Origin of the sequence: uncultured Litoreibacter sp. (genome assembly GCF_947501785.1) — a bacterium.
Lineage (GTDB): Bacteria > Pseudomonadota > Alphaproteobacteria > Rhodobacterales > Rhodobacteraceae > Litoreibacter.
Genome location: NZ_CANMXB010000001.1, coordinates 1,244,095 through 1,265,524, shown reverse-complemented (window position 1 = coordinate 1,265,524; position 21,430 = coordinate 1,244,095). Strand labels below are relative to the sequence as shown.

At 58.6% G+C, this 21,430-nt stretch carries 21 protein-coding genes and 2 riboswitches; of the genes, 13 read left to right on the top strand and 8 right to left on the bottom strand.

Annotation, left to right across the window (positions count from 1 at the left end; all coding sequences use genetic code 11):
• The first annotated feature begins 22 nt into the window (after window positions 1-22).
• The 4 genes from Q0899_RS06210 (at window position 23) to Q0899_RS06195 (ending at window position 3,245) form a co-directional block, all read left to right on the top strand.
• Window positions 23-1,372 (top strand): selenium-binding family protein, encoded by a 1,350-nt coding sequence (locus tag Q0899_RS06210; protein WP_299191582.1) that lies wholly within the window; start codon window positions 23-25, stop codon window positions 1,370-1,372.
• Window positions 1,369-1,734, top strand: coding sequence for a 2Fe-2S iron-sulfur cluster-binding protein (locus Q0899_RS06205; protein WP_299191580.1), 366 nt, complete (start codon window positions 1,369-1,371; stop codon window positions 1,732-1,734). Before Q0899_RS06210 ends, Q0899_RS06205 begins: the two co-directional genes overlap by 4 nt.
• Before the next feature lies 1 nt (window position 1,735).
• A complete protein-coding gene (locus tag Q0899_RS06200; protein ID WP_298290098.1) occupies window positions 1,736-2,200 on the top strand; it encodes a CoA-binding protein in 465 nt (154 codons plus the stop codon).
• A gap of 289 nt (window positions 2,201-2,489) precedes the next feature.
• The gene (locus tag Q0899_RS06195; protein ID WP_299195259.1) at window positions 2,490-3,245 is read left to right on the top strand and encodes an SDR family oxidoreductase; all 756 of its coding nucleotides are present in this window, start codon (window positions 2,490-2,492) and stop codon (window positions 3,243-3,245) included.
• A 139-nt stretch (window positions 3,246-3,384) separates the two neighbouring features.
• Here Q0899_RS06195 and Q0899_RS06190 read toward each other — a convergent pair whose 3' ends face one another.
• A complete protein-coding gene (locus Q0899_RS06190) occupies window positions 3,385-4,299 on the bottom strand; it encodes a LysR family transcriptional regulator (RefSeq protein WP_299191577.1) in 915 nt (304 codons plus the stop codon).
• Between the two features lie 103 nt (window positions 4,300-4,402).
• On the opposite strand from Q0899_RS06190, the gene Q0899_RS06185 reads away from it, so the two are divergent.
• The gene (locus Q0899_RS06185; protein ID WP_299191575.1) at window positions 4,403-5,197 is read left to right on the top strand and encodes a VOC family protein; all 795 of its coding nucleotides are present in this window, start codon (window positions 4,403-4,405) and stop codon (window positions 5,195-5,197) included.
• 136 nt (window positions 5,198-5,333) lie between these two features.
• On the opposite strand, the gene Q0899_RS06180 is transcribed toward Q0899_RS06185, so the two are convergent.
• The 6 genes from Q0899_RS06180 to Q0899_RS06155 form a co-directional block, all read right to left on the bottom strand.
• Complete coding sequence (locus tag Q0899_RS06180; protein WP_298293343.1) at window positions 5,334-5,459, bottom strand: hypothetical protein; 126 nt, start codon at window positions 5,457-5,459, stop codon at window positions 5,334-5,336.
• 163 nt (window positions 5,460-5,622) lie between these two features.
• Window positions 5,623-7,122 carry a malonyl-CoA synthase gene (locus Q0899_RS06175; protein WP_299191573.1) on the bottom strand — a complete coding sequence of 500 codons (1,500 nt, stop codon included), beginning with the start codon at window positions 7,120-7,122 and terminating at the stop codon, window positions 5,623-5,625.
• A 192-nt stretch (window positions 7,123-7,314) separates the two neighbouring features.
• Window positions 7,315-7,980 carry a hypothetical protein gene (locus tag Q0899_RS06170; RefSeq protein WP_298356898.1) on the bottom strand — a complete coding sequence of 222 codons (666 nt, stop codon included), beginning with the start codon at window positions 7,978-7,980 and terminating at the stop codon, window positions 7,315-7,317.
• A gap of 2 nt (window positions 7,981-7,982) precedes the next feature.
• Entirely contained in the window at window positions 7,983-8,951 is a 969-nt protein-coding gene (locus Q0899_RS06165; protein ID WP_299191571.1) for a hypothetical protein, read from the bottom strand.
• Complete coding sequence (locus Q0899_RS06160; protein WP_299191569.1) at window positions 8,944-9,360, bottom strand: PAAR domain-containing protein; 417 nt, start codon at window positions 9,358-9,360, stop codon at window positions 8,944-8,946. The genes Q0899_RS06165 and Q0899_RS06160 overlap by 8 nt, the downstream gene beginning before the upstream one ends.
• Before the next feature lie 130 nt (window positions 9,361-9,490).
• Window positions 9,491-10,573, bottom strand: a complete 1,083-nt coding sequence (locus Q0899_RS06155; protein WP_299191567.1) for an alcohol dehydrogenase family protein — start codon at window positions 10,571-10,573, stop codon at window positions 9,491-9,493.
• Between the two features lie 181 nt (window positions 10,574-10,754).
• On the opposite strand from Q0899_RS06155, the gene Q0899_RS06150 reads away from it, so the two are divergent.
• On the top strand, window positions 10,755-11,144 hold the full coding sequence (locus Q0899_RS06150; protein ID WP_298290121.1) for a carboxymuconolactone decarboxylase family protein: 390 nt from the start codon (window positions 10,755-10,757) through the stop codon (window positions 11,142-11,144).
• Here the strand turns inward: Q0899_RS06150 and Q0899_RS06145 are convergent.
• On the bottom strand, window positions 11,141-12,229 hold the full coding sequence (locus tag Q0899_RS06145) for a glycosyltransferase family 2 protein (RefSeq protein ID WP_299191565.1): 1,089 nt from the start codon (window positions 12,227-12,229) through the stop codon (window positions 11,141-11,143). The genes Q0899_RS06150 and Q0899_RS06145 overlap by 4 nt on opposite strands.
• Before the next feature lie 178 nt (window positions 12,230-12,407).
• Here Q0899_RS06145 and Q0899_RS06140 point away from each other — a divergent pair, with 178 nt between their 5' ends.
• From Q0899_RS06140 to gcvP, 7 genes are all read left to right on the top strand, one after another.
• Window positions 12,408-14,018, top strand: coding sequence for a hypothetical protein (locus Q0899_RS06140; protein WP_299191563.1), 1,611 nt, complete (start codon window positions 12,408-12,410; stop codon window positions 14,016-14,018).
• On the top strand, window positions 14,015-14,770 hold the full coding sequence (locus tag Q0899_RS06135; RefSeq protein ID WP_299191561.1) for a hypothetical protein: 756 nt from the start codon (window positions 14,015-14,017) through the stop codon (window positions 14,768-14,770). Before Q0899_RS06140 ends, Q0899_RS06135 begins: the two co-directional genes overlap by 4 nt.
• Window positions 14,760-15,644 (top strand): lysylphosphatidylglycerol synthase transmembrane domain-containing protein, encoded by an 885-nt coding sequence (locus Q0899_RS06130; protein WP_299191559.1) that lies wholly within the window; start codon window positions 14,760-14,762, stop codon window positions 15,642-15,644. Before Q0899_RS06135 ends, Q0899_RS06130 begins: the two co-directional genes overlap by 11 nt.
• Window positions 15,645-15,716: 72 nt before the next feature.
• Window positions 15,717-16,733, top strand: coding sequence for an AbrB family transcriptional regulator (locus tag Q0899_RS06125; protein WP_299191557.1), 1,017 nt, complete (start codon window positions 15,717-15,719; stop codon window positions 16,731-16,733).
• A gap of 40 nt (window positions 16,734-16,773) precedes the next feature.
• Window positions 16,774-16,864, top strand: a riboswitch (glycine riboswitch).
• A riboswitch (glycine riboswitch) is annotated at window positions 16,865-16,943 on the top strand.
• A gap of 86 nt (window positions 16,944-17,029) precedes the next feature.
• Window positions 17,030-18,151, top strand: a complete 1,122-nt coding sequence (gene gcvT, locus Q0899_RS06120; RefSeq protein ID WP_299191555.1) for a glycine cleavage system aminomethyltransferase GcvT — start codon at window positions 17,030-17,032, stop codon at window positions 18,149-18,151.
• Between the two features lie 14 nt (window positions 18,152-18,165).
• A complete protein-coding gene (gene gcvH / locus Q0899_RS06115) occupies window positions 18,166-18,525 on the top strand; it encodes a glycine cleavage system protein GcvH (RefSeq protein WP_298356923.1) in 360 nt (119 codons plus the stop codon).
• Window positions 18,526-18,538: 13 nt separating this feature from the next.
• Entirely contained in the window at window positions 18,539-21,394 is a 2,856-nt protein-coding gene (gcvP, locus tag Q0899_RS06110) for an aminomethyl-transferring glycine dehydrogenase (RefSeq protein WP_299191553.1), read from the top strand.
• The last annotated feature ends 36 nt before the right edge of the window (window positions 21,395-21,430 follow it).

Genomic DNA, 21,430 nt, shown 5'->3' with positions numbered 1-21,430 from the left:
CTAGCGAATTAAGGAGAGGAAAATGTCAGAGTGTTGTGGGCCGGGTTACGCTTCTCCTGCGGATGCGATTGAAGCGCCAAGGGAGACGCTGCTTTACACCATTGCGATCTATACCGGGACGGGCATTCAGAAGCCGGATTATCTGGCGACGGTGGATGTTGACCCGGACAGTCCGACCTACAGCCAGGTGATCCACCGGCTTGAGATGCCGGGGATCGGGGATGAGCTGCATCACATGGGCTGGAATGCGTGCTCGTCTTGTTTTGACGATGGCTCCATGTCGCGCAAATATCTGATCTTGCCCGGCGTGCGGTCGAACAATTTGCATATCGTGGACACGGCCACCGATCCGCGCGCGCCGCGTTTGCACAAGGTCATCGATGGGGCTGAGATCAAGGCCAAGACCGACTTGAGCGGCCCCCACACCGTGCATTGCCTGGGCTCCGAGATCATCATCTCGATGCTGGGCAATGCCAAGGGTGAGGCCCCGGGCGGCTATCTGCATCTCAACAAGGATTTCGAGATTGTAGGTCGGTGGGAAAACTCGATGGGCGACATCAAGTTCGGTTATGATTTCTGGTATCAGCCGCGTCACAACATCATGGTCAGTTCTGAATGGGCCGCGCCCAATACATTCATGCCGGGGTTTGATCTGGAAGAAGTCGGCCACCTGAAATACGGGCGCGAGCTGCATTTTTGGGATTTCGAAAAGCGCGAGCCGGTTGAAAGCTTCTATCTTGGCGAAGACGGGCTGTTGCCGTTGGAGGTCAAGTTCCATCACGACCCCGACAGCACGCACGGCTTTTGCGGGGCGGCGCTGAGCACCAATGTGATCCACTGGTGGAAAGAGGGCGGCAAATGGCAGTGGGAAAAGATCATTGACGTGGAAAACGAGATGCATCCCGATTGGCCGATCCCTTTGCCCGGTGTGATGAGCGCGATCCTGATCTCGATGGATGACAAATATCTGTATCTCAATAACTGGCTGCATGGCGACATGCGCCAATACGACATCTCTGATCCGCACAATCCGGTGCTGACGGGGCAGGTGTTTATGGGCGGGCTTCTGGGCAAAGCCCCGCAGGTTAATGGCGTAGATGTGGCAGGCGGGCCGCAGATGTTCCAGCTGAGCCTTGATGGGCGGCGGCTATACGTGACCACCAGCTTGTTCAGCACCTGGGACAACCAGTTCTACCCGGAAATCCGCACGAAAGGCGGTGTTATGGTGCAGATCGACTGCGATCCGGAAAATGGGGGCATGGTTATCAATCCAGACTTTATCGTTGATTTTGGTAAAGAACCAAATGGCCCCAGCCGCTGCCACGAGGCGCGCTATCCCGGTGGCGATTGCACAAGCGACATCTGGTTATGACCACTCACACCGTTACCCTGGCCAACCGCGAGAACGCGCAATACGCGGTCAATGATCGCCGTCCGCTGTTGGAGCAGTTGCGCCAACAGGGCGTCGATCTGCCCTACGGTTGCGAATATGGCGGTTGCATCACCTGCGCGGCCAAGCTGACGGATGGCAAAGTGGATCAGCGCCGCCAAGTCGCGCTGAGCAACCGCCAGATCGACAATGGCTATGTCATCTTGTGCGTCGCGCGGGCGACCTGTGACATCACACTGGAGATCGGGGTGGAAAGCCATGGCAAGCTTTACCGCAACCCGTTTCTCGATCCGCTGGAGCCCCACGAACTCAAGGCGGATATCGCCAGCCCGAAAGGACCCTGAGATGCCAGAGGCCGAAATAGACCATATCTATGATTATGATCCGAAGTACTTGGCCGACATCCTGAAGTCAGTCAAAACCATCGCCATGGTCGGGGCCAGTGCGGACAAAACCAAGTTCAGCTACGGCGTGTTGCGCCAGCTAAGCGAGATTGGGTACGATATTTTGCCGGTCAATCCCAATCCCAAGCTGAAAGACATTCGCGGGCTCAAAGTGTACCGTTCGCTCGAAGAGATCGATAAGCCGGTCGATATGGTCGACGTGTTTAGACCCAAAGAAGAGCTGTACGGGTTTGCCGAGAAAGCAATCTCTATCGGTGCCAAGGTTTTGTGGGGTCAGATCGGCGTCTATGACGATGCCGCCGCAAAACTGGCCGAAGACGCGGGCCTGAAGGTCGTCATGAATCGCTGCCCAAAGATTGAGCTGTTTCGCCCGTTCTGGAAGCCAAGGCTCGATTTGGAGATCTAACTGTCGAAGGCGCGCACAACTCAGAAATGTCTTCTTTTTCAGGACGTCGCCCGGGCACCTCTCAAAGCTTTGCCTTCGAGGGATTTTTTGATCCGTATACCCCGTCCGTTTTGAGCCCATATTGTTGAAGGCTGCTCTGCGCGAGAACGGCAGCCTTAGCTAGCAGGCCATGAGCCGATCCGTTTCTTGCGATTTCGATTCTGCATGCTCAACACGCGCAGGAAACGGGTCGAGCATGACATACCTCTTTCCCTATCTGTTCGGCATGCAAATTTGGAAAGGCATGGCCATGGAACTGAAAGACAAGACAATCATCATCACCGGGGCGAGTAGCGGCATAGGAGCCGCTGCAGCGCTTGTGTTTGCTGCGGAAGGGGCCAATGTCGTGCTGGGCGCCCGCCGTGAACCCCAACTCAGAACGCTTGTCGGGCAAATCACGCAAAGCAATGGGAGCGCTGTTTGCCTCGCGGGTGACGTGACTGACGAAACTTACTCCAGACAACTTGTCGACCTGGCCGAAAAGCGGTTTGGCGGACTTGACGGCGCATTTAACAACGCGGGCGTTTTGGGTGAGATAGGGCCAATTCCTGAAATGAATTCAGATACTTGGCAGTCGGTGCTCGCGACGAACCTAACCAGCGCGTTCTTCGCGGCAAAGGCTCAGATTCCGGCGCTGGAGAGACGTGGGGGAGGATCCATGGTGTTCACGGGCACCTTTGTTGGTTTCAGCAACGGGGGTATGCCCGGAATGGGTGCCTACGCCGCTTCAAAGGCCGGCTTGATTGGGCTCATGCAATCTCTGGCGTCAGATCATGCGGCAAATGGCGTTCGCATTAACACCATACTGCCTGGCGGAACGATGACCGATATGGCAGGCGACGATCCTGAGACACATGATTTCATCGCCAATCTACACCCCATGAAACCGATGGCTCAGCCAAAAGAAATCGCCCAATCTGCATTGTTCTTGTTGTCCGACAGATCCAGTTTTGTGACGGGGTCTCCGCTCGCCGTTGATGGCGGCATGGCAACTCGTCTGCTATGAAAATCTGCCGTTGGTTGCATCGCGACCAACGGCAATTTCGATCTGCATCCAGCGCAACCGCGGTTCAGATAATTTTGCTTGTGCAGCAAGGTCTGGAATGATGGGTCTGGCCACATGACACAGGCGCGACCCGCGAAGGTCAGAATTGGGCCATTGGTGAGGCTGTGGTGCTTTGGTTCCTGATGACATCACGCATGAGTTCAACAAACGCCTTCACGCGCGGTTTCCGAAAGGCCGATGGCAATTGGACGCTTTGGATTGGAATTGTGCGGGAGTGGAACTTGGGAAAAAGGTCAACCAGCCTTCCGGCTTTCAGGTCATCTGCAAGAAACACATCCGGACAAATGAAGATGCCTTGACCTGCGCGGGTTGGCACAAGACACGCGGAAGGGCTGTTTGCGAGGATAGGGCCGGAGACGGGCACCTGCACCGTCTGACCCTCGATCTGAAAAGGCCAACGATTTGGGTCGGGGTTGTTGGCGTCGCGTATGCAAATGTGATTGGACAATTCTGCTGGGTGGGAAGGTGTGCCGTATGTCGCCAGATAGGATGGCGTAGCGACGACCTTCATTTGGGTTTCTCCGAGTTTGCGGACAATCAGGCTTGAATCGCTGAGGGAGCCAATTCTGATGGCGATGTCGAACCCACCTTTGGCTAGATCGACGTAGCGGTCGGAGAGGTCAAGTTCGACTGTTACGTTTGGATGCTGTTCTACGAACCGGGCAGCGGCTTTCGCTACTGCCATGTCTCCATAAGTGATGGGCGCTGCCACGCGTACAACGCCTTTTAGACCTGCTGAGCCATCAAACTCGGATTCCAATTGTTCCAGCTCGGCCAGGACTCGCCGCGCACCTTCAAGGTAACGCTCGCCCTCATGGCTCAGCGACATAGATCGTGTTGTGCGGTGTAGCAGGGTCATCTCGAGGTGGTTCTCAAGCTGCGCCACTCGCTTGCTTACCAACTTGTTGGAAATTCCGAGGCGTTGCCCGGCTGCGGCAAAGGAGCCGGTGTCTACGACAGCCACAAAGCTCTGCATCCCATCAATACGGTCCATTTATTATCTCCAATTGAGCGATACATACTCCTATTTATCGCCATTTCATGGGTGAATGACCATCGCTAAGTTCGTCACAAGCTGAAACGTAGGAGAAAAGAACATGGCAACCTCAGACGCCCCTATCTCGATTGGTCAGGTCGCCCTGACGGTGCGCGATTTGGATATGACCGCGGCCTTCTATGAAGACGTGATCGGGCTGGGACTGATCGAACGCACGGGTGAGACCGCCAGACTGGGCAATGATACCGGCACACTGATTGAGCTGCGCCAAGATCGCGACGCCAAACCCTTGCCGAAAGAGGCCGGGCTGTTTCATACGGCATTTCTGCTGCCTTCCAAACAAGACCTTGGCGGGTGGCTGATCTATGCCGCAGAGCGGGGCGTGAAGCTTGACGGCGCATCCCATCATGGAGTTAGCGAGGCGCTTTACCTAAGTGACCCGGAAGGCAACGGCATCGAAATCTATCGGGACCTGCCCCGTGACGCCTGGAAGCGAGAGGGCGACATGGTACAGATGACCACGCGCCCACTTGACCTGAATTCACTTGCAGAAAGTGCCGCCGGATGGGAAGGCGCTCCACAAGGGACGGCCATCGGGCATGTCCATCTTCGTGTCGGTGATGTGAGTGAAGCTGCGCAGTTCATCACGCGAGAGCTTGGGATGGTTCAGACTTTCGCGCAGCCCTCCGCGCGCTGGTTTGGGTCCGGAGGATATCACCACCACCTTGCCGCGAATGAGTGGTACTCCAAAGGGGCAAATTTTCGTTCGAAAGGAAACACTGGACTCGCGAGTGTCGAGCTATTGGCCCCGCCCGAAAGCCACACCTCCGGATATTTGATCGATCCTTGGGGGACAGAATTCAAGATCACCTCGGCGCAAGCCCGCGCTGCGTGAGCTTGAGTTGCTCGTGATGTCACGTGTGCGGCGAAAGCCCGGAATGCGGGCTGCAACCGCGGCATAGTGAATGCAGGGTGAAGGTCCGGTTAGGATGAACCTTTCAATTCGCCTAGACTTTGTTCTGGGTCCAGCATCAGCCCATTGCAGAGTTGACCATGAACAAGATCGCGCCTGACAGAATTGCGGCGGCTTGGAGGGTGATGACCCAAGCCGCAACAGTTGTCATGGCGTGCGAGCGTCGGAACAGTTTTCGGCGCATAGATTGCTCATACCGGCAAAGCCAGCCGCGCTTTCCGGATCCGCTGTTCGGCGTCCCCTTCCCGGGATCCTAACAGCGGTGCTGGTTAGTTTGGTGACGGTCAAATAAGCCAATTAGACCAGTCCTTTCGCGCGGTGGTGCCGACCTGAAGCCGGTCCAATTGCTAACCGCCAAAATCTTGTCTCAGCACGTTCTTTTGCACCTTGCCCATGGTGTTGCGGGGTAGGGCGTGCATGGGGATGTACCGCCTCGGATGCTTGAAGCGCGCCAGTTGGGTTTCGACCTTGGCTTTGAGAAGTTCGACATCAAGGGCTGTGCCGTCTTGGGGCACCACCGCCGCAACGACGCTCTCCCCGAAGTCCGCATGAGGTATGCCAAAAACGGCGCTCTCTTTCACGCCGTTGATTTCGTTCAGCACATCTTCAATTTCTTTGGGGTAGATGTTGTAGCCGCCCGAGATGATCAGGTCCTTTGCGCGCCCTACGATCGTGATCCGACCGTCTTCGTCCTGGGTCGCGAGGTCGCCGGTCAGGAAGAACCCGTCTGCGCGGAGTTCCTCGGCGGTTTTCTCTGGCATGTTCCAATATCCTTGGAACACGTTGTCACCGCGCACCTCAATAACGCCGGTTTGGCCCACAGGCAGGATATCTCCGCTGTCGGGATCAGTGATTTTCACTTCGGTGCCGGGCAGCGGATACCCAACAGTGCCAGCCACCCGGTCGCCCTGGTACGGGTTCGACGTGATCATATTCGTTTCTGTCATTCCATAGCGCTCCAGAATGCGATGCCCGGTGCGGGCCTCGAACGTGGTGTGCGTCTCGGACAAAAGAGGGGCGGAGCCAGAGATAAACAGCCGCATCGAAGACGTCAGCGATTTACCGAAACGGGGATATTCCAGAAGGCGCGTATAGAATGTCGGGACCCCCATCATCAGTGTGGATCGGGGAAGCTCTTCAAGAATGGCATCCAGGTTGAAACCAGCCATCAACCGCACCTCTGCCCCCGCCAACAGCGCGGTGTTCATTGCCACAAACAGCCCATGCGTATGAAAGATTGGCAATGCGTGGATCAGGCGGTCTTTGGAGGTTATGCGCCATAGATCGGTCAAGACCTGTGCATTGGACAGCAGGTTCTTGTGCGACAGCATCGCGCCCTTCGACCGACCCGTGGTGCCAGAGGTATAAAGCAACGCCGCAAGGTCATCTGGTGCTCGAGGCACGGTGGCGAACTTGTCTGGTTGAGCGTCGGCAGCCGCGCTTAGGTTTCCAGAAGTGCCGGCTAGCGTCAGGACGCGCGCGTCGACGCCCTTTGCAATCTCAGTGACCGCGGCCTCGTCTTTGGTATCGCACACGATCAATGCCGGTCTGGCATCCTCGACGAAGTACCGCAGCTCGGCATGGGTATAGGCGGTGTTAAGCGGCAGATAGATTGCACCCGCCTGAACCGTTCCGGCAAAGAGCGCTACGGTGTCGGCCAGTTTTGGTGCCTGTACAACCACGCGGTCGCCCGGAGATACCCCAGCGGCGACAAGCAGATTTGCCATTTGTGCGCTTCGTTTCATGAAGTTTGCATAGGTCAGCGTGGTTCCATCGTCGCCGACCAGAAACGCAGAGCCATTTGCTTCATGCGGGGCGATTAATGCGTCATAGAGGGTATTGGTCACGCGGCTGTATCCTTGCACTTGGTGGGCTCGGGAAAATGAAGCAGTGATGCGGCAACAGGCAGGCCATGATCAACACCAAATGGCCTTGGTGGGCAAGGTGAGGGGGCCGGCTTTGCGTGTCGAGTTCACCATCAGGCATGCGTCAGTGGGTTCGTGATACGGTTTGTCGCCTTAGTCAGCTCAGTGCTCCAGCTACCTATGGGGGCCAGTATAGGTAAAGATGCGACCGGCCCCGTCCAGCGTATGGGTCGACTGCGCTGCCGTCCGGCCGCGGGTGATTTTTTCCATGTCGCCGGGAAGCAGGTCCGCAAGAAACAGGAAGTCAGTATGCTTCACAGCATATGTCTGTCCGGCATAATACTCTTTGAACTGGGATCCTGGCACGCGGTACTGCACCCGCCCGGGGGAGAACAAGGTCCCCATATTTTCGTAACTTCCCAGGAAATCCAGCGCCTTCACACCGCGATAGTAGTTGCCGCAGGCGTCGATGTAGGTGTCTGACAGAACATATCTCAGCACGACATCGGCCTGCTGGCATGGGATGCGCCGGCCCGTTTCTTCGGCCCGTCGGATGACCCGGTCGATAGCAGCCTGTGAACGGTTGCCACCCGCGCCGGGTCTACGGTCCCCAATTTGGGACAAGACGCATTCCTCGTCGCGTGCGTCCAGTTCGCGCGCGTTGTATCTTGCGCGATCGCCCACGTGGTAGGTTTTGTTGTCCTGTGCTGGATGCGTTGGGTAGAGATTTGGGTCTTGGGGGCATTGGAACTGTTTGCGTGACAACGCCTCAAGCGGGACATCGGGGACCGCGTATTCCCGAAAGGGGCCCAGTGCATCCGTGCTGTAGTCCTGCGCCATGGCTAACCTTCTTTGTCCCAGTCCGGTCCGTACTTCTTCAAGTTACGGACGCGGATATCGGCGCTCATGGTGCGAATGCCTTCGATGTCAAAGAGCGCGCGGTTCGGATGCGTGTCAGGGTCACATTTGAAGTTCGGGTTATCCTCCATGCTCTGCTGCCCAAGTATGAGATAGCTGTAGGCGAATGAGCTGAACGGAAGGTCATCCCAATACCCGCAGCGCCGCGCTGTCGCCAACAACTGATCCTCAAGTTCCACGCTGAAAGGCAACTTTAGATATTGCGCTTCCTGCTGGGCCAGTTGCCGGACGCAAAGGCGTCGCTGAAACAACTCAAATGCCGCTACAAAATCCTGGGTCAGTTCAGGGAAGGTGCCATAGGTCGCTTTTGCGTCGGACGCGTTCTGAATGTCGCACGCATGCACTACCCAGCCGCTGTTTTCGATCTGTTTGACCGGTATGGCCCGTACGGCATCAGGCAGGGTCAGTTCTTCGCGCAACCCGTTCTCGGTGGCCGGTTGCATCAATTTGGCCTGCAGAGCTTGGTCCTGAATGGAAAAGCTGAAGATGGTGTCCTGATAACCACGGGCAACGATCCGCGACATGTCATGGGTCAAATGGGCGGCAAGTGCGGGGCCTGCATTCAGCAGGAAAAAGGACATGATCACCGGCAGGCAAATCGCATAGCTGCCCAGCCGCCCGGTGGCCGGGTGAAAGTAATAAAGCCGCTCTCCGATCCGCGTCGCGAGGTCCTTCAGGGGTAAATGGGAGGCAACAAAGATGCCCAGACCTTTTGCGACCAAGGCATGGGTTGATGCTTCATCGCCGGGTGCCACGGGCAAGGCCAGCAAGTTGGGGGCATCGCCAATATGGGCTGCCTGGTCGAAGCCAGGAAATGCGCTCAAAGCGTCTTTTTGGGCAGGATCGGCAAGGGTCAAATCCGCCAGCACATAGTGCGGCATGGTTTCACTCATTGCGGCCGGCTTCTTTGTCGCATTCGCCGTCACCCAAGGGGGAGACGCTGCGGAAGCCTGTGGTGTTCAGCCCAGCGGCGGCCACGGTCGGCACAGAGGGGCGCATTTGTCCGATATTCACATTTGGCGAGCCAGCCGCCGCGGCTCCGCCGCAGTCAATCGGGTCACCCACGCGCCCTGCTTGTTTGCCGTTGATGTAAACCGTCGCGCTGCCCGACGCCAATGCGCGGCCATGTGGCGGCGCGGGGCAAGGGCCGCAGCCGTGGGGGGCGTAGGGATCGCCTTGGCGGACGGCGGGTATCCCATTCACATTGACATCCGGCGAGCCGCTTGTGGCAGGACTCGGCGGAAAGTGGCAGGCATGACCCGATCCAATGTCGCCGACGCGCGCTGCTGGTTTACCTGCCATTTCGGGCCTCCTGCCTGTTTTCTAGCACAGTCCCTACATAAATTCTGAATTGCAGCTTGATGGCAAGGCCGCGTTTGTTTTGTTCCTGTCGGCTTTCGCAGCTCGCGCGCAAGCGCGCCTGACCGAGACCCTATGGAAGGACCACAATGTTTCCTGTGTGTTGTTTCTCAATGAAGGCCGTTTGCGCCGCGTGCAACTCTTCCAGCGGGTAGGTCGCCGCAAGCGCGGGTCTGACGGCGCCGGCCTCAATGTAGCCCACCAGGTTTCGGGTGACTTGTGGGTCGATGACCGTTGATCCGGTGAAGGTCAGGTCGCGCAGATAAAATGTTCTGAGGTCAAGTTCCACGATTGGCCCCGCAATCGCGCCCGAACAGGTGTAGCGCCCGCCGCGTTCCAGGATATCGATGAGCTTGGGCCAGTAGTCTCCGCCAACTATGTCGGCAACGACGGTAATTTTCTCTTCGCCCAAAGCGGCCCGCAGGTCGGCGGGGCTGCGGTCAATCAAAACGTCCGGCCCAAACTCAGCAACGTCGGTATGTTTCGCGGCCGATGCCATTGCGATAACGCGGGCACCCCGGCGTTTGGCCAGCTGCACGAGACCGCTGCCGACACCGCCAGATGCGCCTGTTACCAGCACAGTGTCAGCATCGGTAACATTCGCACGGGTGAGCATGCCTTCGGCGGTCGAATAGGAACAGCTGAACGTTGCCAGTTCGGCATCAGACAGGTCAGAATGGACCGCAATCGCGTTGGTCGCCGGGATGGTCGTGTATTCCGCAAACCCGCCATCCCGCTCTGATCCGAAATACCCGGTTTTGCTTTTGTTGGTGGGGTCCGCCGGATCTCGCAGCCAATTGTCAGAAATGACGCGCTCACCAATGCGGGCCTGATCAACGCCGGTTCCGACCGCGACGATCTCGCCGCAAATGTCGGCCCCTTGAATGCGCGGAAATTGTATGGGCGCGGCGCCCCAAGTGGGGTCTTCGTCGCTGACGGTCTGATACGCGTCGCCTGTGGTGGCCTCGGTAACGGCCTTGGAATACCAACCAGAACGGGTGTTGACGTCGGTGTTGTTCAGCCCGCAGGCGCGCACGCGGATCAGAACATCCCCCTCCTTGGGCTCTGGCCTCGGCCAGTCCGTATGCAGCACCATTCTGTCCAGACCGCCATGGCCCTCGGTTACCATGGCCTTCATCGTCTTTGGCAATGTCATGGCTGTCCCTCCCAGAGTGTTGCGCCGTTTCGCCTCAGTCTATTGGGCGGCAGGCATGCTTTCGGAAGCAGCCGCGCCCTGTAACGATCTACGAACGACATCTTGCGGCGCGCCTGCTTGTGCGGCAAGTCTTCATGGTGGCAACGCGATGCCCGCCAATGGCTGCACGAAAGGGCTTGTTATGAGCGTATTTGATGAAGATCTGTTCCTGAAGGGGCTAGAGCAACGCAAGGCAACGCTTGGCGCTGACTATGTCGAAAAGAACCTTGCCGCCGCGGATGACTTCACTTTGCCGTTTCAGCAGGCGATGACCTCCTGGTGCTGGGGGTTTGGCTGGGGCGACGATGTCATAGACGCCAAGACCCGCTCCATGATGAACCTGTCCATGATTGGCGCGCTCGGGAAGATGGCGGAATGGGAATTGCATCTGAAAGGCGCATTGAACAACGGTGTCAGCGTCGAGGAAATTCGCGCAATCATCCACGTCATCGCGATCTATTGCGGGGTGCCGCAGGGGGTCGAGTGCTTTCGCGTCGCGCGTAACGTATTGACCGAAGAAGGCCGCCTTTAGGCGCGCTTCTTCTCGCTGGCGGCGTTTCGTGATGCTGCGAGGTCGGTGATCTCTGCCTCCGGTGCGCGCGCTGACTTGAGCGCCGACAGACGCGCGACACGCTTGTGGATGGCCCGTCCCGGCACGGAGGCGACGTCATGCTGCAAGAAATTCAACACAAGCTGAAATCCCACCAAAAGTGGGACAGCACTGAGCATGACCGTACCGGCAGTGGCCGGCGTGTCGGTCCGCGCGCCTTCTACCCATGCGTCGATGCCGAAGATGAGCCCGAACAGGATCATCGGCAACCCAACGATGAGGCTGAGCGACGCGGCAGAAAAACCGCGCAAGATGTAGTTGTAGACGATCCGCTTGAACAGGTTGCGACCGTGCAGGAACGGGAAGGATAGCAGCGTCTTCACCGCGCTCATGTTGCTGACCTCGTCGCCATAAATTGGCGCCATTGGCACGTCCACAATGCGTGCCCGGACGGTTGAAAGGCGGAACAACAGATCAGACTCGAAGAAATATCGCTGATGCAGCTTTTTCAGCGGCAGCACCCGCGCCACGTTGGCATGCAGCGCCGTGAACCCGTTGGTCGGGTCAAACAGATCCCAGTAGCCGGTGGTCATTTTGGTCATCAGCGACAGCCCCGCATTGCCGACAAGGCGCACGGTCGGCATGCAGCGCAATTCTTCGAGATCAAAGAACCGGTTGCCTTTGGTGTAGTCGGCGTCGCCCTCCAATATGGGAGCGATGAGCGGGGCAATGAAGTCAGGATCCATTTGGCCGTCAGCATCAATTTTCACCAAAATCTCCGCGCCTTCGTTCAGCGCCCGCAGATAGCCGGTAACCGTCGCGCCGCCGACACCCTTGTTTTTGACATGCGAGACGACCTTGACCCGCGCGTCGAAGCCCGCGATTTCGTCAAGCACCTCTTGCATGTTGTCATCGGAGCAGTCGTTTACGCAGACGATCGTTTTCACATAGGTGGGGACCGAGGCCACGACGTCACCAATGGAACGCGCCGCGCGGAAACACGGGATCACAACCGCAACATGCGCGTCGATCTCCGCTTCCGTCATCTCTTTCCCAAGATGTGCCATTTGCCTACTCCACCAGATATTCGTTTCGGCAAGGTTTATTTACAAAAATGGGCCAATCTATGGCTCGAAACCGGTTTGTCCGCCTTAATGTTGACAATTCTATTGGTAAGTTCCGCGAGACAATAACGAGCAAATGCGGGACATTGAGGAAATGCAGTCAACAATGGAAACGGGGCAAATGTCCGATTTTTCAACGGTTTCGGGTAAAGGGCGGGGCGTCCTTGCTGCTTTGCCCCATCTGGTCTTCTTTGGCCTTGCGGCCGCCTTCATGGCCGTGACGTGCTACGCGGCCACCCACTTGGCGTCCGTCGTCTCCTATGAACGCGATATCTGGCATCACCTGGCCGTCTACCGTGAACTCATTGCAGCGCCATTTAATGCGCTGAACCCCCATGTGGCCACCGATGATCCGTCCCGGTCATTCTCCCCCTGGACAGTTTCCGTCGCGATTATGGCGCGGTCGCTGGGGCTCGATGCCTTTGGCGCGATTGCCATTTCGGCCATTGCGTCAACTTTGTCCGTGTTGGCTGGCCTCTATCTGTTTTCCAAGGAGTATTGGCGCCATGTCTGGGCGCCCGCATTGATGCTGGTGACGTTTTTCGGGACGTGGATTTTGGGCGTCAACCACACCGGCTACCACACCATTGCGACTTTCCTCTATTCGATATCGTACCCGTTCGGCATTGTGCTGGGCGTTGGGTTCATCAGCTGGTGGTTGACGCTGCGCGCGTTGCGGTCACCGCGATATTTCCTGCTTTATGGTGTGTTGTTGACACTTATCAGCGCGGCGTTGTTCATCACGCATCAGCTGCAAGGGTTGTTTGCCGTCGGCGGGGCGCTTGCGTTTGCGCTGTTCGCGGGGCAGGCGGGGCTGGGTCGCAGGCTGCTGCTCGGCGCCTTCTTGTTGGGTGGGCTCTACCTGTCGCAATTCTGGATGTATTTCGACCCGGTGGCCTATGTGCTGAACCCGGAGGTGCGCAAGGGGCATTCGGCCGTGCGGTTCCTGAATTACTCGCTCGACAATATCCCCTATATTCTGGTCACACTCGGCCTGTCTTTGTTGGGCGTTCTGGGTCTGGTCGATCTCCGCACGGGGCGTCCCAGATACGAGCTGTTGCTCTCCGTCGCGGTTTTGCTGTCAGGTTTCGTCTTTCTGTTGTCGAAGGACAATTGGGTCAGCGTCCGTGTGGTGCCGTTGTTGGTGGTTTTCCTGCAATTGGGGTTGGTCAGCTTCTTGCTGACGCCGGCCGCACAGACCGCACTGGGCCGGGCCGGGCACGCATTGCGCGCGGTGATTGTTGTCGCCTTGTTGCTCGGGTTGTTGCTGAACATCACCAACGGGCGCAATGCCTACGCCAAGTCGCGCACCTTCCTGGAAACCGGCCAGATCGACGCGCAGCCGATCACATGGAGCAGGGACATTCTCGCCGCCTCTGATTTCGCTGTCTCCCTGGTGCCCGAGGGCTCAACCGTCATAGCGCATCTGCAAACCGCCTTCCCGATGGAGGCAACCTCGCTGAAGGTGGTGGCCATCCCGCGCCTGTTTGCGGAAGTCGCCGACATGCTGGAACGTCAGACCAACAACCGCGCTTTCTTTGACGCGGCGACCGATACAGAAACGCGGTGCGCGATCCTGGCGCAATACGATGTGCAAATGATCGTCTATCGTGACTATTGGCTTGATGACGCAGTAGAGGCGCAGCTGTCCGCCTTTGGCACCCGCCAACCCATGGGCGATATGTCCTTCATCCCTGCGGCAGACGGCAGGTTCGAGGCCTGCGCGGGATGACGTCCGAGACTAAGCCTTGGCGCTACATCCTGTCCGCAGGGCGGACCGGAACCGTGTTCCTGGAGAAGTTGCTGGCCGAATACGCGCCGGATGCCGTGGCCGAGCATGAGCCAAAGCCAACCCGTGGACAGATGATGCTGGCCAATATGCGCAACGATTGGGGCATCGGCCATAACGGTCTGGCGCGCTGGTTCAACGCAGCCCGCGCACGGCGCGACAAGGCGCATGGCACCTATATTGAGGTGAACCCGTTCCTATGTGCCATGACAGATCTATTGCCCGACCCCAAGCGGCCCATTCGGGTGGTCCACATAACGCGTGAACCCGCTGGCTGGGCGCGGTCCATGACCGTGTTCAAAGCGTCAACCAAGTTTCGCTGGTTCATCGACTATGTGCCCTTCGCCAAACCTTACCCAAGCCCCCGCCCGGACGGGTGGGCCGGTTGGTCCTTCTATGAACGTAATCTGGCGAGATGGGCATGGTGCAACACCCGCATCGCAGAGCTTGAGGGCAAAGCGCAGGCCTATGTCCACATCCGCTACGAGGATCTTTTTTCCGACGATCTGGTGACGAAAGAGGCGGCGGTGATGGCCCTCTTTGACACTTTGGGGTTGGAGCGGCCTTCCCAGATTGACTGGTCCCTCTTTGAAACCCGTGCAAATCCGGCCCCACCTTCAGGGGCAGAGTTTGACAAGGCAGCAGCGCCCCGGATCTGCGGCGACGCCGCCAGACGGTTCGACTATGACCTTTAGCCGCAATCGCATCTTGTTGGGCGTTGTGGTCGCAGTCATCCTGGTGGCGATCCTTGCAAAATTCGCCGACCTGAGATGGGCGGATTTCGCGAGGGTTTCACCGCACTATGTCGCGCTGTCAGTCTTGTTTTCCATGCTCACGCTGGCCTTGCGGGCGTTGAACTACCGGGTGATCGCGGCATTGCCGGAGCCGCGCCCGCTTGGCGCATGGATTGATCTCAGCCTGAGGCATCAGTTTCTGTTCACCGCGGTCCCCTCCGGCCTCGGCGATATCGGCTTCCCGGTGCTGGCCAAAAGGTTTGTCGGCACCGACATCGCGAAGGGGGCGGGTATCATCGGCATGGCGCGGTTGCGCGACCTGCTTGTTCTGCCGGGATTGGGGTGTCTTGGGCTGGCCGTCGGGGGGCATATGACGCCGCTGATCGGTGTTCTGGGCGCCGCACTTATCGGCGGCGGCCTGATGGCCGAACAATTGGTGGCACCACTGCGCGCGCTCTTGCGCCGGTTTGGCCTGTCAGGCCCAAACCTGTCAGGCCCCACTGCATTTCAAGCGCAACTACACCGAACCACCCTGACGCTGGCCAGTTGGGGCGCTGCCGGGGCGGCGCTTTGGTGCGCATACGCGGCAGCAGGGGCCACATTCCCGGTGGGTGATGTCTTCATTATGTTGGCTGGACTAAATCTCATTGGCGTCTTGGCCATATCGGTAGGAGGGCTCGGTGTGGCCGAGGCCGGCAGCACCGGCGTGTTGGCCTTTCTGGGATACACCTTGGAAAAGGCGGCGCAGCTATCCTTGGTGGCGCGGCCCATCCTGTTGGTCAGTGTGCTTTTGTCCTGCGTTTTGTGGTGGGGCATCCGCAAGCTCGCGCGCTAGCTGTTTGGGGCTTTGCAGCGGGCCAGACAAAGGCGTATGTTGCCCGTAGTCCTAACATCTTCCGAGGCCCCAATGATCACCCGCATCCTTGTCGCGCTGGTCGCGGCCTCAATTGGGGTCGTGGTGTTTATCGCAGCTGACCTGCCGCTGCCGTGGTTGTTGGGGCCGATGTTTGCCTGCCTGATCGTATCGCTTGCCGGCGTGCGCCTGAGTGGCCCGCCTTTGATTGGGGACGCGATGCGCACGGTTTTGGGGGTGGCTGTCGGTGCATCCATCACGCCGGATGTCGCCGCGCGCTTGCCCGATATGGCGGTTTCCATTGCGCTGATCCCGCCATTCATACTGGCCATTGGGCTGGTGGGTTACCCGTATTTCCGAAAGCTGTGCAAATTTGACGCCGCCACCAGTTATTACGGTGCGATGCCGGGCGGGTTGCAAGACATGCTGGTTTTCGGCGAAGAGGCTGGCGGCAATGTCAGGCATCTGTCGCTGATCCATGCCACGCGGGTGCTGATCGTTGTCAGCGCTCTGCCCGTGGCGCTGACCTACGTTCTGGGCCTCAGTATGGATCAGCCTATTGGCCAGCCCGCCGCGGACATCCCGCCGTTGGAGCTGCTATACATGGTGATCATCGCGATTGTCGGTTGGCTAGGGGCCAAACGCATTGGGCTGTTCGGGGCCTCTATCCTTGGGCCGCTGATCCTGGCCACCATCGCGAGCCTTGCCGGATTGATCCATTCCCGCCCCCCGATGGAGGCCATTCTTGCGGCACAGTTTTTCATCGGGTTGGCTGTTGGCGTCAAATATGTGGGCATTACATGGTCGGAACTGTCGCGCGTTGTGTTGGCAGCCGTGGGCTACACGGCGTTGATCGGTGTGCTGTCTCTGGCATTTGCTGAAATCGTGATCCATCTGGGCCTCGCTCCGGAGACCGAGGCGTTGTTGGCGTTCTCTCCGGGCGGGCAGGCCGAAATGACGGTGCTGGCAATTGTGGCGGGGGCCGATATTGCTTTTGTGGTGACCCATCACCTGACACGAATTGTCGTGGTGATCATTGGCGCGCCGATTGTGCGGAAATGGCTCTCGTAAAACTGTCTTGTTTCGTATCGGAAACCTGCTAAGCATACCGTCGTACACGACGGGAGAATCGACCAAGAAAGTCGATGCCGAAGGAGCAACCGCCCCGGAAACTCTCAGGCCACAGGGACCGGCGTGCGACGTAGAAAGACTCTGGAGAGAGGCGCCAAACGCGTCCGCCGAAGGGATAACGATCTCAGGCCAAAGGACAGAGGGGGCACCAAAGCGCGGGCATGCTCGCGACCAAATGGTGCCCGGACGATTTTTCAAAGAAAAATCACGCCGGCCTGAGAGAAGGCGGACGATCTATGTCTGATTTGCTGAAGACCCCGCTACACGGGCTGCATCTAGAGCTTGGGGCGAAGATGGTGCCGTTCGCAGGCTACGACATGCCGGTGCAATACCCCATGGGCGTGATGAAAGAACATCAGCACACCCGCGAAAAGGCTGGTCTTTTCGACGTCAGCCATATGGGGCAAGTGGTCGTCAAAGGCGCGTCCTACAAAGAAGCCGCATTGGCTTTGGAATCGCTGATCCCCGTTGACATCTGGACCCTTGGCGAAAATCGGCAGCGCTACGGCTATTTCACCAATGAGCAAGGCGGCATTGATGATGACCTGATGCTGGCCAATCGCGGCGACCATGTTTTTGTGGTTGTGAACGCTGCCTGCAAGGCGGCGGATATCGCTCGTATGAAAGCTGCCCTCGAACCCGCTGTTAAAGTTGAAGAAATCATCAATCGCGCTTTGCTCGCATTGCAGGGCCCGGCGTCACAGTCCGTGCTGGCCCAATTCGATGCAAAGGCCGCTGACATGTCCTTTATGGAGGTGGCCACACTTGAGGTGAACGGTGTCGAAGCGTGGGTTTCCCGCTCCGGCTATACGGGTGAGGACGGCTACGAAATCTCGGTCCCGTCCGATCAGGCAGAAACCATTGCCCGCGCCTTGCTGGTGCATGAAGATGTTGCACCAATCGGCCTCGGCGCTCGCGACTCCTTGCGCTTGGAGGCCGGGCTTTGCCTTTACGGCCATGATATTGACACTGGAACCACGCCAAGCGAGGCCGCACTGACTTGGGCAATCCAAAAGGCCCGCCGCGAGGGCGACCGCGCGGGCGGTTTCCCGGGCGCTGACATCATTCTGGCGCAAATGGCGAACGGCGCGGGGCGCAAACGCGTCGCGCTGCGGCCCGAAGGCCGCGCGCCAATGCGCGAGGGGGTTGAGCTGTTTGCCTCGGAAGACAGCACCAATCCAATCGGAACCATCACCTCAGGGGGATTTGGTCCGACGGTGGGGCACCCCGTCGCCATGGGCTACGTCGCCACCGAACAGGCGGCTATCGGCACGACAATATATGGCGAACTGAGGGGCAAACGGCTGCCACTGCAGGTCGCAAAGTTGCCTTTTGTGCCAGCGAATTTCAAACGATAACAGGGAGATAAGAGATGAAGTTTACAGAAGAACACGAGTGGCTGCGCGAAGAGGGCGACCTGATCGTCGTGGGCATCACCGAACACGCCGCCACGCAATTGGGCGACGTGGTGTTTGTGGAGTTGCCTGATGTGGGCACCACCGTGTCCAAGGATGACGAAATCGTTGTGATCGAGTCCGTCAAAGCGGCCTCAGACATTCTGGCGCCGCTGGATGGCGAGATTGTCGAGGTGAACGAGACGCTGGGCGATGAACCCTCAAAGGTCAATGACGACCCCATGGAAGGCGCGTGGTTCTTCAAGATGAAGGCCTCCGATCTGAGCCCCATGGACGACTACATGGACGAAGCCGCCTACAAGAAAATGATCGACTAAAGGAACTCGGACGATGACCTTCACCCCCACCGACTACCTGCCTTACGATTTCGCCAACCGCCGCCACATCGGGCCAAGCCCCGCTGAGATGGCCGAGATGTTGCAGCTGGTGGGGGCAAAATCGCTCGACGCGCTGATTGATGACACGCTGCCCGCAAATATCCGGCAGAAAAAGCCGCTGGATTTCGGCAAGGCCAAGTCAGAGCGGGAACTGCTGCACCACATGCGGGTGACGGCATCCAAGAACAAGGTGCTGACGTCGCTGATCGGGCAGGGCTATCATGGCACCGTTACACCGCCCGCCATTCAGCGCAACATCCTGGAAAACCCGGCCTGGTACACGGCCTACACGCCCTATCAACCCGAAATTAGCCAGGGCCGGTTGGAGGCACTGCTGAACTTCCAGACTATGGTGTCGGACCTCACGGGGCTTGAGATCGCCAATGCCTCCTTGCTGGACGAGGCAACCGCCTGCGCGGAGGCCATGACCATGGCGCAGCGCGTCAGCAAAACCAAAGCAACCGGCTTTTTTGTGGATGAAAACTGCCACCCGCAAAATATTGCCGTGATGAAGACCCGCGCTGCGCCGCTGGGCATTGAACTGATAATTGATGACCCCGATAAGCTGGATGCGTCGCAAGTCTTCGGTGCGATCTTCCAATACCCCGGCACCTACGGGCATCTGCGCGACTTTACTGACCCGATTGCGCAACTGCACGACCACAAAGCGATTGGCATCATCTCCGCCGACCCGCTGTCACTGACGCTGTTGAAAGAACCCGGCGCCATGGGGGCTGACATTGCCGTCGGCACAACGCAGCGCTTCGGCGTGCCTATCGGATATGGCGGTCCGCACGCGGCCTACATGGCGACCAAGGCCAACTACGCGCGCAACATGCCCGGCCGCATCGTCGGCGTCTCCATCGACAGCCATGGCAACCGCGCCTACCGCTTGTCGCTGCAAACCCGCGAGCAGCACATTCGGCGCGAAAAGGCCACGTCGAACGTATGTACCGCGCAGGCGCTGCTCGCTGTGATGGCGGGATTCTATGCGGTGTTCCACGGCCCTGAAGGCCTAAAAGCCATTGCCCAACGCATTCACCGCAAAACCGCGCGGCTGGCCGAAGGGCTGAAGCAGGCCGGTTTTGACGTCCGCCCGGCCACCTTCTTTGACACCATCACGATCGAGGTCGGACCGCTGCAATCGGCGATGATGAAATCTGCGGTAGACGAGGGCATCAACCTGCGCGCCGTGGGCGAGACCAAGATCGGTATCACCGTGGACGAGCGCACCCGCTCCGCCACGATCGAGGCCGTGTGGCGTGCCTTCGGTATTGACCGCAAGGACAAGGACTACACCCCGCATTACCACATGCCCGAAAAGCTGATCCGCACCTCGGACTATCTGACCCATCCCGTCTTTCATATGAACCGGGCGGAGACTGAGATGATGCGCTACATGCGCCGATTGGCGGATCGCGATCTGGCGCTCGACCGCGCCATGATCCCGCTTGGGTCCTGCACGATGAAGCTGAACTCGGCGGCGGAAATGATGCCGGTCAGTTGGCGCGAGTTTTCGCTGCTGCATCCGTTCTGCCCCAAAGATCAGGCCGAGGGCTATCACGAGATGATTGACGACCTGTCGTCCAAGCTTTGCGATGTGACGGGCTATGACGCGATCTCGATGCAGCCTAACTCCGGCGCTCAAGGCGAATATGCGGGGCTGTTGACCATCGCGGGCTACCACAAAGCGCGCGGCGAAGGGCACCGCAACATTTGCCTTATCCCAATGAGTGCGCATGGCACCAACCCTGCCTCCGCGCAGATGGTCGGTTGGAAAGTCGTGCCGGTGAAATCGGCTGATAACGGCGATATTGATCTCGATGACTTCAAAGAGAAGGTGGCGCTGCACCGCGACAACCTTGCGGGTTGCATGATCACCTATCCTTCCACCCACGGTGTTTTCGAGGAAACTGTCATTGATGTCTGTAAGATCACCCATGACGCAGGCGGGCAGGTCTATATTGATGGGGCCAACATGAACGCAATGGTCGGCCTCAGCCGCCCCGGCGATCTGGGCGGCGATGTCAGCCACCTCAACTTGCACAAGACCTTCTGCATCCCGCATGGAGGCGGCGGGCCCGGCATGGGGCCAATCGGGGTTAAGGATCATCTGATCCCGCATCTGCCCGGTGATCCAAACGGTGATCCGGCGACCGGCGAGGGTGCGGTTTCGGCCGCGCCCTTCGGCTCCCCATCCTTGTTGCCGATCTCGTGGGCTTATTGCCTGATGATGGGCGGGGAGGGGCTGACGCAGGCGACCCGCGTGGCCATTCTCAACGCCAACTACATCGCCAAGCGCCTCGAAGGCGCGTTTGACGTGCTCTACAAGGGGCCCTCGGGACGTGTGGCCCATGAGTGCATCATTGACACAAGGCCCTTTGCCGACAGCGCCCATGTCACGGTGGACGACATTGCAAAGCGCCTCAGCGATTGCGGTTTCCACGCGCCGACAATGTCTTGGCCGGTGGCGGGCACTTTGATGGTGGAACCCACGGAGTCCGAGACCAAGGCCGAGCTGGACCGCTTCTGCGACGCGATGCTCGGCATTCGCGAGGAAATCCGCGCGATCGAAAGCGGCGCGATGGATCCTGAAAATAACCCGCTGAAAAACGCGCCTCATACGATGGAGGATCTGGTGAAGGACTGGGACCGGCCCTACAGCCGCGAAACCGGCTGCTTTCCTGTGGGCGCGTTCCGGGTCGACAAGTACTGGCCACCCGTGGGGCGTGTCGACAACGTCTGGGGAGACCGCAACCTGACCTGCACCTGCCCGCCGATGGAGGACTACGCCGAGGCGGCCGAATAGGAGAGCCGCTTTGAGTTCCGCGGCAGGGGCGCGATT

Excerpts from the sequence above, each read along its gene's own strand:
- Q0899_RS06185 (WP_299191575.1), top strand. The coding sequence starts at position 4,403 with ATGGCAACCTCAGACGCCCCTATCTCGATTGGTCAGGTCGCCCTGACG.
- Q0899_RS06155 (WP_299191567.1), bottom strand. The coding sequence starts at position 10,573 with ATGACATTGCCAAAGACGATGAAGGCCATGGTAACCGAGGGCCATGGC.
- Q0899_RS06130 (WP_299191559.1), top strand. The coding sequence starts at position 14,760 with ATGACCTTTAGCCGCAATCGCATCTTGTTGGGCGTTGTGGTCGCAGTC.
- Q0899_RS06195 (WP_299195259.1), top strand. The coding sequence starts at position 2,490 with ATGGAACTGAAAGACAAGACAATCATCATCACCGGGGCGAGTAGCGGC.
- Q0899_RS06180 (WP_298293343.1), bottom strand. The coding sequence starts at position 5,459 with ATGCGCCGAAAACTGTTCCGACGCTCGCACGCCATGACAACTGTTGCG.
- gcvT (WP_299191555.1), top strand. The coding sequence starts at position 17,030 with ATGTCTGATTTGCTGAAGACCCCGCTACACGGGCTGCATCTAGAGCTT.
- gcvP (WP_299191553.1), top strand. The coding sequence starts at position 18,539 with ATGACCTTCACCCCCACCGACTACCTGCCTTACGATTTCGCCAACCGC.
- Q0899_RS06165 (WP_299191571.1), bottom strand. The coding sequence starts at position 8,951 with ATGAGTGAAACCATGCCGCACTATGTGCTGGCGGATTTGACCCTTGCC.
- Q0899_RS06170 (WP_298356898.1), bottom strand. The coding sequence starts at position 7,980 with ATGGCGCAGGACTACAGCACGGATGCACTGGGCCCCTTTCGGGAATAC.
- Q0899_RS06150 (WP_298290121.1), top strand. The coding sequence starts at position 10,755 with ATGAGCGTATTTGATGAAGATCTGTTCCTGAAGGGGCTAGAGCAACGC.
- Q0899_RS06200 (WP_298290098.1), top strand. The coding sequence starts at position 1,736 with ATGCCAGAGGCCGAAATAGACCATATCTATGATTATGATCCGAAGTAC.
- Q0899_RS06210 (WP_299191582.1), top strand. The coding sequence starts at position 23 with ATGTCAGAGTGTTGTGGGCCGGGTTACGCTTCTCCTGCGGATGCGATT.
- Q0899_RS06190 (WP_299191577.1), bottom strand. The coding sequence starts at position 4,299 with ATGGACCGTATTGATGGGATGCAGAGCTTTGTGGCTGTCGTAGACACC.
- gcvH (WP_298356923.1), top strand. The coding sequence starts at position 18,166 with ATGAAGTTTACAGAAGAACACGAGTGGCTGCGCGAAGAGGGCGACCTG.
- Q0899_RS06145 (WP_299191565.1), bottom strand. The coding sequence starts at position 12,229 with ATGGCACATCTTGGGAAAGAGATGACGGAAGCGGAGATCGACGCGCAT.
- Q0899_RS06160 (WP_299191569.1), bottom strand. The coding sequence starts at position 9,360 with ATGGCAGGTAAACCAGCAGCGCGCGTCGGCGACATTGGATCGGGTCAT.
- Q0899_RS06135 (WP_299191561.1), top strand. The coding sequence starts at position 14,015 with ATGACGTCCGAGACTAAGCCTTGGCGCTACATCCTGTCCGCAGGGCGG.
- Q0899_RS06140 (WP_299191563.1), top strand. The coding sequence starts at position 12,408 with ATGTCCGATTTTTCAACGGTTTCGGGTAAAGGGCGGGGCGTCCTTGCT.
- Q0899_RS06125 (WP_299191557.1), top strand. The coding sequence starts at position 15,717 with ATGATCACCCGCATCCTTGTCGCGCTGGTCGCGGCCTCAATTGGGGTC.
- Q0899_RS06205 (WP_299191580.1), top strand. The coding sequence starts at position 1,369 with ATGACCACTCACACCGTTACCCTGGCCAACCGCGAGAACGCGCAATAC.